Annotated in this window: 11 protein-coding genes; 6 read left to right on the forward strand and 5 right to left on the reverse strand. The window is 67.3% G+C overall.

The genetic code is table 11. The features are described 5' to 3' along the window. Positions 1–10: 10 nt before the first annotated feature. Positions 11–451: a MarR family winged helix-turn-helix transcriptional regulator gene (locus ACFW3F_RS04590; protein WP_064570286.1), complete on the reverse strand. Its 441-nt coding sequence runs from the start codon at positions 449–451 to the stop codon at positions 11–13. A 108-nt stretch (positions 452–559) separates the two neighbouring features. On the opposite strand from ACFW3F_RS04590, the gene ACFW3F_RS04595 reads away from it, so the two are divergent. After that, a complete protein-coding gene (locus ACFW3F_RS04595) occupies positions 560–2,686 on the forward strand; it encodes an MMPL family transporter (RefSeq protein WP_388054758.1) in 2,127 nt (708 codons plus the stop codon). Between the two features lie 58 nt (positions 2,687–2,744). Here the strand turns inward: ACFW3F_RS04595 and ACFW3F_RS04600 are convergent, their stop codons facing one another. The 4 genes from ACFW3F_RS04600 to ACFW3F_RS04615 are packed head-to-tail and all read right to left on the reverse strand — an operon-like array spanning position 2,745 to position 8,026. Then, positions 2,745–4,457: an ATP-binding cassette domain-containing protein gene (locus ACFW3F_RS04600; protein WP_388054760.1), complete on the reverse strand. Its 1,713-nt coding sequence runs from the start codon at positions 4,455–4,457 to the stop codon at positions 2,745–2,747. Next, a complete protein-coding gene (locus tag ACFW3F_RS04605; RefSeq protein ID WP_388054762.1) occupies positions 4,454–5,356 on the reverse strand; it encodes an ABC transporter permease in 903 nt (300 codons plus the stop codon). The genes ACFW3F_RS04600 and ACFW3F_RS04605 overlap by 4 nt, the downstream gene beginning before the upstream one ends. Before the next feature lies 1 nt (position 5,357). Then, positions 5,358–6,431 carry an ABC transporter permease gene (locus ACFW3F_RS04610; protein WP_388054764.1) on the reverse strand — a complete coding sequence of 358 codons (1,074 nt, stop codon included), beginning with the start codon at positions 6,429–6,431 and terminating at the stop codon, positions 5,358–5,360. Beyond that, positions 6,431–8,026, reverse strand: a complete 1,596-nt coding sequence (locus ACFW3F_RS04615) for an ABC transporter substrate-binding protein (RefSeq protein ID WP_388054766.1) — start codon at positions 8,024–8,026, stop codon at positions 6,431–6,433. The genes ACFW3F_RS04610 and ACFW3F_RS04615 overlap by 1 nt, the downstream gene beginning before the upstream one ends. 251 nt (positions 8,027–8,277) lie before the next feature. On the opposite strand from ACFW3F_RS04615, the gene ACFW3F_RS04620 reads away from it, so the two are divergent. From ACFW3F_RS04620 to ACFW3F_RS04640, 5 genes are all read left to right on the forward strand, one after another. After that, positions 8,278–9,477, forward strand: a complete 1,200-nt coding sequence (locus ACFW3F_RS04620; protein ID WP_388054768.1) for a GNAT family N-acetyltransferase — start codon at positions 8,278–8,280, stop codon at positions 9,475–9,477. Between the two features lie 62 nt (positions 9,478–9,539). Continuing rightward, positions 9,540–10,790, forward strand: a complete 1,251-nt coding sequence (locus ACFW3F_RS04625; RefSeq protein WP_388054770.1) for an acyl-CoA dehydrogenase family protein — start codon at positions 9,540–9,542, stop codon at positions 10,788–10,790. 2 nt (positions 10,791–10,792) lie between these two features. Continuing rightward, complete coding sequence (locus ACFW3F_RS04630) at positions 10,793–11,710, forward strand: N5,N10-methylene tetrahydromethanopterin reductase (RefSeq protein WP_388054771.1); 918 nt, start codon at positions 10,793–10,795, stop codon at positions 11,708–11,710. Positions 11,711–11,768: 58 nt separating this feature from the next. Then, the gene (locus ACFW3F_RS04635; RefSeq protein WP_388054773.1) at positions 11,769–13,064 is read left to right on the forward strand and encodes an NtaA/DmoA family FMN-dependent monooxygenase; all 1,296 of its coding nucleotides are present in this window, start codon (positions 11,769–11,771) and stop codon (positions 13,062–13,064) included. A 171-nt stretch (positions 13,065–13,235) separates the two neighbouring features. Continuing rightward, positions 13,236–14,852, forward strand: a complete 1,617-nt coding sequence (locus ACFW3F_RS04640) for an APC family permease (RefSeq protein WP_388054775.1) — start codon at positions 13,236–13,238, stop codon at positions 14,850–14,852. Positions 14,853–14,870: the final 18 nt, after the last annotated feature.

Here is a 14,870-nt window from a genome sequence, read left to right on the forward strand (position 1 = left end):
TGACCTGACGTCATGGCGATTCCGCGTTCCGATCCCGTTGCACCCGAATCAGTTCGAGAAGCAGACGCCGGAGCTCCGGTTCTGACTCTCCGATGGATGCGATCAGAGCCGGATCGGTTCGCTCGCGCTCGAGCAGTGCGTGGTAGACCTCGGTCCCGGCGGGCGTCGAACTCACGTGCTTGCGCCGCTCGTCGACGGGATCGACCTGCCGGCGCACATAACCCATCCGCTCGAGTCGCTCGATGGTGCGACTCGCAGTCTGGTCGGTCACCCTTGCTTTCTTGGCGATCTCGCGCTGGGTGGCAGGCCCGGTGCTCACCACGTGCAGTACGACGAGTCCCGCGCTGGAGATGTCGTATTCCCGAAGCACCGCTTCCCAGGCATGCTCGACCAGTCTCGCCGCCGCCGACAGCAGCCGGCCGGTCGGCCACCCGTCCATCCCGTCGTCCATCGCGTCCCGCCGATTCTCTCCGTCACACTCCACGGACTTGCAATTGTTCAGCCTGCTGAACATCATGGTGCTATCCCTCGACCGCCGCAACCAACGAACGGAAGCCCCGTGAACCCACCCACCTCTGCTCGACGAGTCAGTCGCTTGCGATGGATTCTGCCAGCCCTGCTGGTCATCGGATGGCTGGCCCTCGGCTCCGTCGGCGGGCCGTTCGCCGGAAAGCTCGGCGACGTGCAGGCGAACGACAACACCTCGTTCCTGCCCGCGTCCGCGGAGGCCACCGAGGTCTCCCGCCTCGAAGCCGATTTCGTGGACTCCTCCGAGATCCCCGCAGTGATCGTCGCCGAGCGAACCAGTGGCATCACCGACGCCGACCTCACGTACGTCTCCGATGCGGTGGCCCAGGTCGCCGGCACCGACGGCATCTCTGATCGAACGTCTCCGCCGATCCGCTCGCAGGACGGTCAGGCGATTCAGATGATCGTGCCGATCGACTCGTCGGGTGAGATCTCGGAGAGCGTCGAGGCCCTGCGTGCAGAACTCGCGAACAGTCCACCTGAGGGGCTGTCGGTCTACGTGACGGGACCCGCGGGCACCGCCGGCGATCTCACCACCGCGTTCGGCGGGATCGATGGCCTACTACTGCTGGTTGCCGGCGCGGTCGTGATCCTGATCCTGATCGTGGTGTATCGCAGCCCCATTCTTCCGTTCGTGGTGATCGTCTCCGCCGTCTTCGCGCTCGGACTCGCGAGCCTCCTGGTCTATGTGCTCGCATCGAACGATGTGCTCACCCTCAACGGCCAGAGTCAGGGCATCCTGTTCATCCTGGTGTTCGGTGCGGCGACGGACTACGCCCTGCTCCTGGTGTCTCGCTATCGGGAAGAACTACGGTTGACCGACGACAAGTACACCGCGATGAGGGCCGCGTGGCGCGCGACCCTCGAGCCGGTCGCCGCCTCGGCCGGCACGGTGATCGCCGGTGTGCTGTGCCTCCTGTTGTCGGACCTCAACTCCAACCGCGGGCTCGGGCCGGTTGCCGCCATCGGAATCGCGGCATCGTTCCTGGCGTCGATGACGTTCCTTCCCGCCGCCCTGACCCTCCTGGGACGCACCGCCTTCTGGCCGAAGCGACCGGTCATCGACCCTGAGTCCGCGAAGCGTGAGGACGGAAGCAACCACCGTTTCTGGGGCGCTCTGGCGAACCGCATCGGTAGGCATCCTCGCCGATTCTGGGTCGCCACCACGTTGCTCCTCGTCCTCTTCGCGCTCTTCCTCCCCCAGTTCAAGGCGGACGGCGTCGCGCAATCCGACACCTTCCTACTGCCGGTGGAATCACAGGAGGGCCAAGCGGTCCTCTCCGCCCACTTCGACGCCGGAGATGGTTCGCCCGCGGTCATCATCGCCAACGACACATCGCTGCAACAGGTTCAGAGTGCGGCGACGAACGTCGACGGCGTCGCCGAGGTCGTCCCGGTCAGCGATCCGGGCGGCGCACCCAAGACCGTCGACGGCCGGGTCGCGCTGCAGGCGACGCTGACCGACCCGGCGGATTCACTGGCCGCAGAGGAAACCATCAAGCGCCTTCGCGACGCCATGGGGGACGTGAACGGCGCCGATGCGCTGGTCGGCGGCCCGACGGCGGTCGACCTCGACACGAAGACAACCGCTATCCACGACCGGAACCTGATCATCCCGATCGTCAGCATCGTGGTGCTGCTGATCCTGTGTGCACTGCTCCGCGCGATCGTAGCCCCGGTGCTCCTGATGATCACTGTCATCTTGAGTTTTGCTGCGACACTGGGAATCTCGTCGATCGTGTTCAACCACATCCTCGGGTTCCCCGGTGCCGACCCGGTTGTACCGCTGTTCGCGTTCGTGTTCTTGGTGGCCTTGGGAATCGACTACAACATCTTCCTGATGACCCGCGTCCGCGAAGAAGCGCTCCAGATCGGCACGCGCCGAGGTGTTCTCCGCGGGCTCACCGTCACCGGCGGAGTCATCACGTCCGCCGGTGTGGTCCTTGCTGCGACGTTCTCCGCGCTCGCGGTCATTCCGCTGATCTTCCTGGCGCAGATCGCGTTCATCGTCGCCTTCGGCGTTCTCCTCGACGCGCTGATCGTCCGGACGCTCCTGGTCCCGGCACTGGTCTACGACATCGGGCGACCGGTGTGGTGGCCCAGTGCGCTGGCGAAAAAGGAGGACGTGCCGCAAGAGCAGAAGGCGGCGGACGCGTAGGAGGCACCGCGAGAGCTCAACGAAACACTGTCAGCGGTAGCTGCCGCGGGTCCGACGATCACCGGGTATGCGGCACCTTGCCCGCACCGACAGCCGGTCCACGCGACGGCGGTCTCGGAGACAACACCGCGTCGACGAGGCGACGTGTGACCGGATCCCGGCCCGGGGCACGGAAGTCACGCGCCTCGAACCGGTCGACGACCCGCCCCCCGTCCAGAACCACCACGTCGTCGGCGAAAGCCTGTACGACAGCGAGGTCGTGGGCGATGAGCACGTAGTCGACCGATGTCGTCGAACGCAGGTCGGCGAGGAGTTCGAGGATCTCGTCCTGAGTCGTGACGTCCAGGGCCGACGTCGGTTCGTCCAGGATCACCAGCGCCGGCTCGACCCCGAGCGCCCGGGCGATGCCGACCCGCTGGCGCTGTCCGCCGGAGAGCTGATGCGGATACCGGTCGCCGATGACGGCGGGATCGAGTCCGACCAGATCGAGCAGCTCGTCGGTACGCCTCCGCGCCGCCGGACCGGAAGCGACGCCGAGCCGGCTGATGGGTCGGGCGATCTGCTCGCTCACCCGGATGCGCGGGTTCAATGCGCTGCCGTGATCCTGGAACACCAGTTGGACGTGGCGTGCGCGTTCGGCACGCCGCAGCCGCGAGATCTCGATCTCGACCCCGTCGCGGTGGATGGTCGCCGATCCCCGGGAGGCCGGTTCGATCCCGGCCAGAATGCGGGCGAGCGTGGACTTCCCGGACCCGGACTCCCCGATCAGCCCGAGTGTGCGCCCCCGGTCCACCCGGATCGACACGTTGTCCAACGCGGTGAAATCCTCGGTCCGCCCGCCGGTCGCGGTGAACACCTTCGACACCCCGGAGATCACCGCGGCCGGGGAGGTTGCGGTTCTGGATTTCTCGCGCTCGCCGAGGTGCGCGTCGGCGGAGAGTTCGGGAACCGCAGAGATGAGCCGCCTGGTGTACTCGTGTTGCGGAGCGTCGAGCAATTCGGCGGTGGCGCCGTACTCCACGAGGCGGCCGTGGCGGAGAACCGCGACCGAGTCGCTCAGCCGTGCGACGACGCCGAAGTCGTGGGTCACCAGCAGTACCGCTATGCCGAGCTCGCGGCGCAGGCCGTCGATGAGGTCCAGGATGTGAACCGAGAGGGTCGGGTCGAGTGCGGTCGTCGGCTCGTCGGCGATCAACAGATCGGGTTCGGGCAGGCAGGCCGCGGCGATCATGACCCGTTGTCGCATACCGCCGCTGAGCTGGTGCGGGTAGCTGCCCAGGACGCGACCGGCATCGTGGATACCGACGCGAGCCAGCCAGTCCGCGGCCAGTTCGCGCGCGTCCGCCCTGCTCGACTGACGATGCAGTCTGATCAGCTCGACCAGCTGGTTGCCGATCGTGAACGACGGGTCGAACGAGGTCGCCGGATTCTGGAAGATGGTCCCGATCCTCCTGCCCCGCAGTGTGTTCAGTTCACGCTCCGCCGCACCGACGATCTGTCGCCCGTCCAATGAGATCGAACCGGTCACCTCCGGCCGGGCACTCGCCGGCAGCAGACCGGCGATCGCGGACGCGGTGACGCTCTTGCCCGATCCCGACTCCCCGACGAGCGCCAGAACGTGGTCGGTGGGTAGGTCGAGACTCAGGTCGGTGACGGCGTCCACGCCACCGTCGCGGTGGGGGAAGCGAACCGACAGGTGCTCGACGCGTAGTAGCGACGCGGCGCCGGACTCCGTGGTGCGCGTGGCGACATCGTCGTGGGTGGCAGTCATGATCGAGGGCTCCATCGCGGGTCGAGTACGTCTCGCAGTCCGTCGCCGAGCCAGTTGAATGCCAGGCCGACGACGAGGATCGCGATACCCGGGACGATGGCCACGAACGGGCTCCCCGAGATCAGGACCTTGGCGCCCTCTGCGACCATCCGTCCCCAGTCCGGGGTCGGTGGTTGGACGCCGATGCCGAGGGCACTGAGACTCGATGCCAGCACGATCAGGATTCCGATCAGACTGGTCCAGTAGACGATGATGGTCGCGCCGACGTTCGGCAGGATCTCCGACCGCAGGACCGTCCACGACGACGCTCCCAGACCGACTGCGGCGTCGACGTATTCGAGTTCACGCTGCCGACGCGTCTCAGCGTGCACGATGCGCGTGACGTAGGGGACCGCGGCGAAGACCACAGCCGCGGCCACCACCCACACCCCCATGCCGATCACCTCGGCCAGTGCGAACGCGACGATGACAACGGGGAAGGCGAACAGGATGTCGATGATGCGCATGACCGCCGAGGACAACCACGATCGCGACCAACCGGTGAGCAGGCCGATGACCGAACCGATCAGGACGGCGACCGAGGTGGCGATCGCGGTCGGCACGATCGTCGCGCGACCGCCCCAGATGAGCCGGCTCACGATGTCGCGGCCCTGCTCGTCGGTACCGAACAGGTGCCCCTCGGTGCCCGGTGTCAGGTACCGCGACGCCGGGTCGCCGACGGTCGGGTCGTGGGGCGAGATCCACGGCGCCAGGGCCGACACGACGATGACCACCGCCAGCACCGACACCGCGACGACGAGTTGCCGATGACGGGTCCACGCCGGCCGACGCCGCGCCCGAGTCGGGACCGGGGAGCCGACAACGGCAGTGCGGTCGATGGATTCGTCGGACAGGGTCACGTCAGCTCCTCAGCCGTGGATCGAGTAGGTCGCCGACGACGTCGGTGACGAGGTTGACGAGGACGAACACGACGGTGACCAACATGACGCCGCCCTGGATCACGGGATAATCGTGTGCGCTGATGGCGTTCATCAAATCGGTGCCGACGCCCGGCCAGCTGAAGACGAACTCGACGAACACCGCGCCGCTCAGCAGCGTCCCGATCTCGAGTCCGGTGGTGGTGACGATGATCGGCGCGACATTGCGCCCCACGTGCTTGAGGAGAATCCGCCGGCGCGGCATGCCCTGACTACGCAGGGTACGGATGTAGTCCGACTCCATGCTCTCGATGACTCCGGCACGGGCGAAGCGCGCCAGGATCAGCATGGAGATGAGCGCGGCGGAGAAGGCCGGGAGGATGAGGTGGTGGATCAGGTCGCCGGCTCCCCCGCTCCCGGAAGCGTCACGCATCCCGGTGGCGGGCAGCACCTTCCATTCCAGGGCGAACAGCCAGATCAGTAGCAGCCCGAACCAGTACACCGACAGGTTGGAACCGATCTGCACCAGCAGCATGATCGCGCGATCGACGAACCTGTTGTGGTTCAGCGCGGCGATGGTGCCGATCAGCACCCCGAAGACAACCGAGACCACAACCGCCGCCGCGGTGAGGACCAGAGTGTTGCCGAATGCCGTGCCCAAGGTGTCGAACACCCTCGAGCCGTTGATGATCGAGCGGCCACCACCGTCCGTGAACAAACTCGACACCCACGTGAGGTACTGGATCACCACACCGTCGTTCAGTCCGTAGGCTTCCTGCAGATCGGCCACCGCGTCGGGCGGGAGCACACCGTGCAGGCTCGCCTTGATGGGGTCACCCGGGCTGGCCTTGCCGAGCACGAAGACCAGGATCGAGATGACGAACAGCACCGGCACGAGCAATAGGACACGGCCAGAGATCCGGAGCGCGAGACGATGCCTTCGTGTCGCACGACGGAACGCCGCCCAGCGGTCCGGCTGCCCCTCCCCCGGCTCGCCGGGTTGCGCCGGCGAACCGGGCCGTGCCGCGGTCTCGTTGGTGAGCAGTGTCGTCGACATCAGCCTTCCTTCGACACCGGGCCGAGGTCGTACCAGTTCGTGCTCGGCCAGACGAATCCGCGGACCTGCGGCGAGATGGCGTAGTAGCGAGTGAAGTTCACCGTCGGGATCACCGCATGATCGGCGGCGATGACCTTGTCGGCGTTCTGCCAGTTCGCGATCCGCACAGCGGGATCGGCGGTGTAGCGTGCCGCGTCGAGGGCACGGGTGATCGCCGGGTAGTCGACGTAGCGCTCACCGCCGTTGGCGACGACGGTCGAATTGAACCCCTCAAGCGCCCACTCCGGGTAGGTGCCGCCGTACTCGCCGAGGTGGAATCCGTCGTCGGGCTGCGGGTTGGAGATGCGTGACGAGTAGTTGCCGCGCTCGAGTGCGACGACCGGCGCGTCGATCCCGACGGCCTTCAGGTTTGCCGAGATGGCCTCTGCCTCTGGCTGGCCCGCAAGGTCGGCGATGATGTTGAACGACACCTGACCGTTGCCGGCGCCCGCCTCGTCGAGCACCGCCCGTGCACGCTCGGGATCGTACGAGTAGTTCCGGAGGTTCGCGTCGTAGGCCTCGTTGCCGGGGTTGAGGAACGACCACAACGGCTGGGCGTGACCGGAGTAGATGTTGTCGGCGAGACTCTGCCGGTCGATGGCGAGCGAGACCGCCTCGCGCACCGATGGGTTCTGCGCCCACCGGTTTCCGAAGAGGAACGACACGTAGTCCAGTTGCGCCCCAGTGCCCTTCGGCACCACCGCTCCCTGCCGTTCGAGCAGCTCGACATCGGTCGGCTGCACTCGGGTGAGGATGTCGATCTCCCCACTCTGGAACGCTGCGAGCCTGCTCTGGTTGTTCGGGATGGTCCGGAACACCAGGCGCTTGAGCGAGGGACTCTCACCCCAGTAGCCGTCGAAGCGATCGAGCGTGATGTGGTCGTTGATCTTGCGCTCGACGAATCGATACGGCCCTGTGCCGGTCGGATGTTCGGACAGGCCGTCGTTGCCGTACTGCCGCAGTGCTGCGGGGCTGAAGATCAGCGGCGACCCGATGGACTGGGCGAGCAGACGGGGAAAGCCCAGATACGGCCGATTGAAGGTGAACTCGTACGTGTGATCGTCGACGATGCGGGTGCCCTTGAGGTCGTTGAAGCGCGCCTTGAGCATCGCGGCGCTCTTCTCGTCATAGAACTCGAAGCCGGGGTCGGAGAACCTCTTGACGTTGAAGTCGAGTGCGGCGGCGTCGAAGTCCGTTCCATCGTGGAACTTCACTCCGCGGCGGAGATCGAATGTCCAGGTGCTGGCGTCGGGACTGTGTCGCCACGTCGTCGCGAGGCCCGGGGCCAACTCCGTCACGCCCTGGTCGCTCGACAGCACCTCCTGCACCAGCGGCTCGTAGATGTTGCGTGACGCACGGAAGGTCTCCCAGAAGTACTCGCGCTGCGGGTCGATTGCCGTCGGTTCCGTGTAGAGCCCCACCACCAGGGTGTCGGAGGGATTCTTCGAGGCGATCGAATCGCCTCCTCCGCCGCCGCATGCGGTCGCGACGACGGCGACCGTGAGTGTCAGGGCGGCCGCGATGGCGCCACGACGACGAATCCGCTTGATGAGCATGTGGGTGGGGACCGTTCTTCGTAGGGGTGCGCAGGTGATCGCCTGCCCACGTCGGGGCACGACCCTACGGCCCCGGAACGTCATCCGGCATCTCTTCGGTTCAGCATGATCCGATGTCGGACAGCAGGAATAGTCGCCATCGTCGAAGACTCAGATTCAGTTGCCGCACAGAATGATTCCCGCTGTAGACAATGAAATCTCAGCGCGCCAAACGATCGATTTCCGTCGCTTGCACGCCGATACTCGTGCGAGTGACCCTCGAGTTCCGGAACCTGTCGACGCCAGCGGAGGTGAGGTCGGCGCTCGGCGCCTTCTTCCGATCCATGGTGGGGTTGCCCCCCTTGACACTCGACGCCACCACGATCACCGAGCCCGGGCGCTACATCGGAGCACTCGACGACGGCCGGGTCATCGGCGGAACCGACTCGTACAGCGGTCACCTCGTCGTTCCCGGTGGCGCACGGATACCCCACGCCGCCGTGACGCACGTTGGCGTACTGCCGACACACCGGCGCCGCGGGGTGCTGAGCCGGCTGCTCGCGGCGCAGTTCGACGAACTCGCACGGCGCGGGGAGATCGTCGCGACGCTGCGGGCGTCGGAGGCCGTCATCTACGAGCGGTTCGGCTACGGGGTGGCGAGCAGCGCCCGCTCGATTCGGGTGGATGCGCGGGGTGCCCGGTTGCGGACCACGCATCCGGAGGGCGGCCGCGTCGACCTCGTCGACGACGCGGTGACCACCGGCCGATTGAGAGACATCGCCGCGCTCGTGGAGTCGCCGGGTTCCATCGCGCTCCCGGAGCCGTGGTGGGAACTCCAGCGTCTGCGTCGTGCCGGTGACCCGGCCTCCGTCCACGTCGTGGTGCACCGCACCGGAGACGTGGACGACGGCTTCGCCATCTACCGTCCCGAGGACTCCGAGCACTGGTTCGAGAGCAGTGAACGGACGATCACGGTCACCGACTTCGTCGCCGCGAACGACTCCGCCCGGGCCGGCCTGTGGCGGCACCTGCTCTCGCTCGACCTCGTGGACGTCATCGACGTCGCAGCTGTCGCACTCGACGACCCGATCGTGCTGGCGGTCGACGACCGCCGGTCGCTCGCGCTCGGCCCGGAACGCGACGAGACCTGGCTTCGGCTCATCGACGTCGAGGCGGCTCTCGGTGCACGGACATATGCCGAAGAGGACCCGGTGAGCGTCGCCGTCGTCGATCCGCAACTGCCGTCGAACTCCGGCGTCTACGAGGTCGCCTCGAAATCGGTGCGGCGCACCGACGCACGGCCGGATGTCACGGTCGACGTGTCCGCGCTCGGCGCTACCTACCTCGGCGGCACCCGGTGGCGCCAACTTGCGGCGGTCGGCCGGGTCACCGTGCACCGGGACGACGCGATCCGTCGACTCGATGTGCTGTTCGGCACCGACCGGTTGCCCTTCTCCGGAACCTCGTTCTGATCCCCGCGCCCACTCCGGAAACCCGATCCCCCGACACATTCTCGACAGAAAGCAGTGAGCACATGACCGACACCGCGGCGCCGACCGCGCCGGTGTATCTGCGGCCCGCCACGGCCACCGACGCCGAACTGGACGAACGTTTCGCACCGATCTTCGAACGCATCGCCGCGGGAAACGTCGACCGCGAACGCCGCCGCGAATTCGCCCACGACCAGGTGTCGTGGCTCAAGGCCGCAGGTCTGGGGCGGATCCGGATCCCCGTCGAGAAGGGCGGGCTGGGGGCATCGCTGGAACAGACCTTCGCGATCCTGGCTGCACTCGCCGAGGCCGATGCCAACGTGGCCCACGTCTGGCGTAACCACCTCGCTTTCGTCGAGGACCGGCTCAACGCACCGCAATCGGCCGCCAACGACCGGTGGCTCGACAGATTCCTGGCCGGCGAGTTCGTGGGCGGCGGATGGACGGAGGCGGGCAACGGCACCCTCGCCGCGATGGCCACGACCATCCGCCCCGACGGCGACGACTACCGGGTCACCGGGGCGAAGTTCTACGCGACCGGCAGCCTGTTCGCCGACTGGCTCGACGTCATCGGCCGCACCGACGACGGCGCACTGCTCACCGCCCTCGTCCGTCGTGACCACCCGGGTGTCGAACTCGTCGACGACTGGACCGGATTCGGGCAACAGACCACCGCGAGCGGCAGCGCGAACTACATCGACGTGCCCGCCGACGACGGAGACGTGTTCCCGGTTGCCGAGCGATTCGTGTACCAGGGGCACTTCTACCAGGTCGCGATACTCGCGGTCCTGACCGGGATCATTCGTGCCGCCTTGCGCGACGGCGTGACCGCCTTGCGCGCACGCGGACGCAACTATCCCCAGGGACTCGACCCGGTGCCGGCGTCGGATCCCCAGCTGCTGCAGGTCATCGGGAGTGTGTCGGCCCACGGATTCGCCGCGGAAGCGGCCCTGCGGCAGACCGCTCGCGAGTTGGACCGCCTCGCCCTCGCGCACGCTGCCGGAGATGCCGACGAGCGCGCACTGCGTGTCCGGACCTCCCAGGTGGCCACCGACCAGGCCCAGCTGGTGATCATCGACGCCGCGCTCGACGCCACGACCACCGTGTTCGACGCACTCGGGGCGTCGGGGGTGTCGACAACCACGCTGCTCGATCGGCATTGGCGCAACGCGCGAACCCTCGCATCACACAACCCGCGCGTCTACAAGGCACGCATCCTCGGGGACTGGTTGGTGAACGGCACCGATCCGGTGCCCAACCTCTTCGCCGCCGGTCGCGGCGGACAGGGCAACTGACGATGGCCGACCCCTTCCTCGCGCTCGGACTGACCGGCTCGGCGGTTCTGCGGCTCCTCGATGACCCGGAACTGAGGGCCGACTGGGACGACCTCCCGCTGGCGTTCTCGATCCTCGGGATCGACCTGCTCGACGGACGTGCCGGTCCCGCTGCTGCGACCGTCGACGGAAGCGCCGCCGCGGCTGTCCTTCTGGCGCGTACCGTCGCTGCGCGCGTCCTCGTTCCCGCGCCGCCTCGTCGCGATCATCCGTACAACCTCGCGCGCCGCGTCGCATCCCTCGGCCACTTGTCGACGGGCCGAAGCGGGGTGGTGTTCGGATCCCTGGATCATGCAAGCCCTTCCGAGGACCCGTGGGCGGAGGCCGCCGAGGTGTCAGTGGACACGTCCCCGACGGGTCGAGCCGTCGCTGCAGCCCGAGCGGTGCGGGCGTTGGAACGAAGCTGGCCGCTGGAGTCGGTCGTGGGCGACCGCGACTCGGGGATATTCGTGCGCTCCGACGAGATCCATCACGTCGACGTCGAGGGTATCTACCGGATCGCCGGCCCGCTGACGGTCCCGGAACCGCTGCACGGTCCGTCCGTCATCGCGTGGTACGCGGCCGGTGCGCACGACGCGCCCGAAACGGACGGCGCGGTCGAAACCGACGGCGCGGTCGACCTCGTGATCGGCGGCGCCAGTCCGGTCCCCGTCGTGAATCCCGGCGAGGCGATCCCCGGCGACGCGACCGGCGTCGTACTCCGATCGCAGGCGGACTCCGATCTCGCCGAGGTGCTGGCCACCGCGCGTCGGTGGCTGGCAGACGGAGCTCGTCCCACGGACCGGTCTCGGCCCCTGCGCACGGCCCTCTCCCTACCGACACCCGCACGCGACCGCGGCCGCCCGGCATTCGCCGTACCCCAGCCCCATCCATGGCTGTAGTGATCACCGACGTACCCGGCCCGACCCCGGCACACCGACACAATCCTCAGGAGTACCCATGACCGAGCGTCGCGACGGACACGTCATCCTCGGGATCAACGTGCTGGTCCTCGGCTATCTACCCGCGGCGTGGCAGTCGCCGGAACTCGATGCTCGGTCTTTCGTGGACCCCGCATACTGGCGACGGATCGGGGCGGCCGCCGAGCGGGGCACCCTCGACGCCCTCTTCCTGGCCGACGTCCCGGCCCTCGGCGATCCCGCCCACGACGCCAACCCCGCGCACCTCGAACCGACGGTGAACTGGGGCCACGTCGCCGGTGTCACCGAGAACGTCGGCCTGGTGTCGACGGCCTCGACGACGTTCAACGATCCCGTCGAACTCGCCGAACGACTGCTGTCGCTCGACCTCGCCTCGGGTGGCCGCGCCGCCTGGAACATCGTCACGAGCCGGGGTACGGCACCCGCCCGCAACTTCGGCCTGCCCGATGTCCCACTCCGCGACGACCGGTACGAACGTGCCGCCGAGTTCGTCGACCTCGTTCGCGCACTGTGGGATTCGGCCGCCACCGGACAGGAGGTACACCATCGGGGTGACTTCTTCTCCGTGGATACGCGGCTGCGGGTACCACCCTCCCGGCAGGGCCATCCGGTGCTCTTCCAGGCGGGCGGTTCGGCCAAGGGGCGCGCACTGGCGGGGCGGGTTGCCGAAGGTGTGTTCGCCGCCGAACTGACACGGGACAAGGCCATCGAACACTATCGCCTGGTCAAGGGTCTCGCCCGCGCCGCCGGCCGCTCCCCCGACGACGTCAAGATCCTCCCGGGATTACTGTTGTCCCTGGGCAGTACGGAGGAAGAGGCCCGTCGGCGGAGCGACGACCTGCACGACCGCGGCCCGGCGTCGTACTCCCTCGGATGGCTGTCGCAGGCCATCGGTTATGACGCCACCAAGCTCGAACTCGACGAGCCGTTCCCCGAAGACGTGCTGGCCGCACCGGCAGACCTCCAGACCTTCGCCGGCAGTGTGGGTTTCCGCGAATCGATCGTCGCCCAGATCAGAAAGACCAACCCGACGGTTCGGGACTACCTCAAACAGACGCGCTACACCGGTTCCGGACATGCCGGTTTCGTCGGGACTCCGGAGCAGCTGGCCGATCACATCGAGGACTGGTTCCACTCCGGTGCGATCGACGGCTTCAATCTCCAACCGGATGTCCTCGTCGATGGCCTGGACGTGATCGTCGACGAGCTCGTACCCATCCTGCGCCGTCGCGGACTGTTCCGATATGAGTACGAGACCCACACTCTGCGTGAGCATCTGCGCGCGGGAGCACCCACACCAGCGACCGCACTCTGATCCTGCGGTCCCAAATCGGACACATAGAACCTACTCGAGCGCAACGCATCTCACGACGTCGACGCGCGCGCATACTCCTTGTCGACCGGAACACCTCACGAACGACCTCCTGGAGACGAAGCGCGTCAACGTTTCTCACCCGGGGTCGGACTACCAGAAGGACAGGGAGTCATGACTGCATCGGCAGAGACCCCACCGACGACCGACACCACCGCGACTGCCACAGCAGCAGGAGCTGGGGCGCCGCCACCGTCGGTCTCGCTTCGTGGGCGCACGCTCACCTCAGCCGACGCCACCGGCCTGCGAAAAAACGAGTTGAGCGGTTGGGGCGTGTTCGCCCAGGGCCTGGCGGCCGCAGCGCCCAGCGTGGCGATCGCCGTCGTTCCCTTCGCGCTCTTCACCGCCGCCGGGAAGGGCGCGGCGTGGGCGGCCGTGATCGGCCTCGTGATCGTCCTCCTCATCGCCCTCACCATCGGGTTCCAGGCGCGCCGGACGGTGTCCAGCGGATCACTCGGCACCTACACCGGCAACGGGCTCGGCCCGGGCTTCGCATTCGTCGCCGGCACGAGTCTGCTGCTGGGATACATCGGATTCGCCACCACCGGGGCGCTCGGCGGAGTGCTCTACGTCGACTCGTTCCTGTTCGAGATCGGATTCGGTAGCGAGGCGACATGGTTCAAGTTGCTGCTCGTCGTGATTGTCGTCGGTATCGGTATCTACCTTCCGCTGCGCGGCGCGACGCTGGCGGCGAGATACGAACTCGCATTCGAAGTCTTGGCCCTGATCGCGATCGCGGTGATCATCGTCTCGTCGTATCTGGAATACGGGTTCCGCATCGACAGCGAGCAGTGGAGCCTGTCCAATCTGGGAAACAGCGCGACGTTCGTGGCGGCGGTGACGGCCGTCGGCTCGTACGCCGGGTTCGAGAGCGTCGCGTCGCTCGGCGCCGAAGCACGTGAGGCCCATCGCACGATCGCGCGGGCGCTGCTCCGGGTGGTGCTCATCATCGGCGTACTGTACCTGCTCGCAACCTATCCGCAGGTCCTGCACTTCGACGGCATCGACACCGACAAGGCTGTTCTGCCCCAGCTCGCCGACGAGACCGGCGTCTCGTGGATCAACACCCTCGTCAGCGCGGCGGTCGCGATCGCGTTCATCGTCTTCGTCACCGCTGTCACCACATCGGCCGCACGCACACTTTTCACGTTCGCCCACGAGGGCGCGCTGCCACGAGCTCTCGCCCGTGTGCACCCCCGTCATGGGACGCCGTGGGTCGGCATCCTCGTCGTGGGCGCGGCGGCCCTCGTCTTCTCGGTCGTCGCGACCTTTAGCTCGGCCGGCCGACTGGTGTTCGACGTGTACGGCGCGTACGTGGCCAACTGGGGGTTCCTCATCAGCTACCTGCTGGTGGTGATCGCCACCCCCGTCTGGCTGTACCGGATCAAGGCGCTGACGCCGGTGAGTGCAACGATCTCGGCTCTGGCCGCGCTCGGCCTGGGCTACGTCATCGTCAACAACGTCTATCCACAACCCGAGTGGCCGTTCAACGTCTTGCCTCTCGTGTTCGGCGGCTTCCTCGCGGTAGCGGTCGGATGGTACGTCTACCTACGTCGCGCTCGCCCCGAGGTGGCACGCCGGATCGGCAGCATCCAGACACTGTCGGTCGAGGAGCAGGCCCGCCTTGCCGACCTCGGCATCGTCGAGGTCCTTCACGGCGAGAGCGACTCCACCACAGACGATCACCGGCGCACCGACACAGACCACATCGACGCGGCACCGCGTCACTGATGTTGAGCCCGGTCGGCC

It is taken from the genome of Gordonia sp. NPDC058843 (assembly GCF_042743165.1).
Classification (GTDB): domain Bacteria; phylum Actinomycetota; class Actinomycetes; order Mycobacteriales; family Mycobacteriaceae; genus Gordonia.

Bases quoted from the DNA above. Each gene is read 5' to 3' on its own strand.
- ACFW3F_RS04625 (WP_388054770.1), top strand. From the start codon at position 9,540: ATGACCGACACCGCGGCGCCGACCGCGCCGGTGTATCTGCGGCCCGCC.
- ACFW3F_RS04635 (WP_388054773.1), top strand. From the start codon at position 11,769: ATGACCGAGCGTCGCGACGGACACGTCATCCTCGGGATCAACGTGCTG.
- ACFW3F_RS04640 (WP_388054775.1), top strand. From the start codon at position 13,236: ATGACTGCATCGGCAGAGACCCCACCGACGACCGACACCACCGCGACT.
- ACFW3F_RS04610 (WP_388054764.1), bottom strand. From the start codon at position 6,431: ATGTCGACGACACTGCTCACCAACGAGACCGCGGCACGGCCCGGTTCG.
- ACFW3F_RS04630 (WP_388054771.1), top strand. From the start codon at position 10,793: ATGGCCGACCCCTTCCTCGCGCTCGGACTGACCGGCTCGGCGGTTCTG.
- ACFW3F_RS04590 (WP_064570286.1), bottom strand. From the start codon at position 451: ATGGACGACGGGATGGACGGGTGGCCGACCGGCCGGCTGCTGTCGGCG.
- ACFW3F_RS04600 (WP_388054760.1), bottom strand. From the start codon at position 4,457: ATGACTGCCACCCACGACGATGTCGCCACGCGCACCACGGAGTCCGGC.
- ACFW3F_RS04615 (WP_388054766.1), bottom strand. From the start codon at position 8,026: ATGCTCATCAAGCGGATTCGTCGTCGTGGCGCCATCGCGGCCGCCCTG.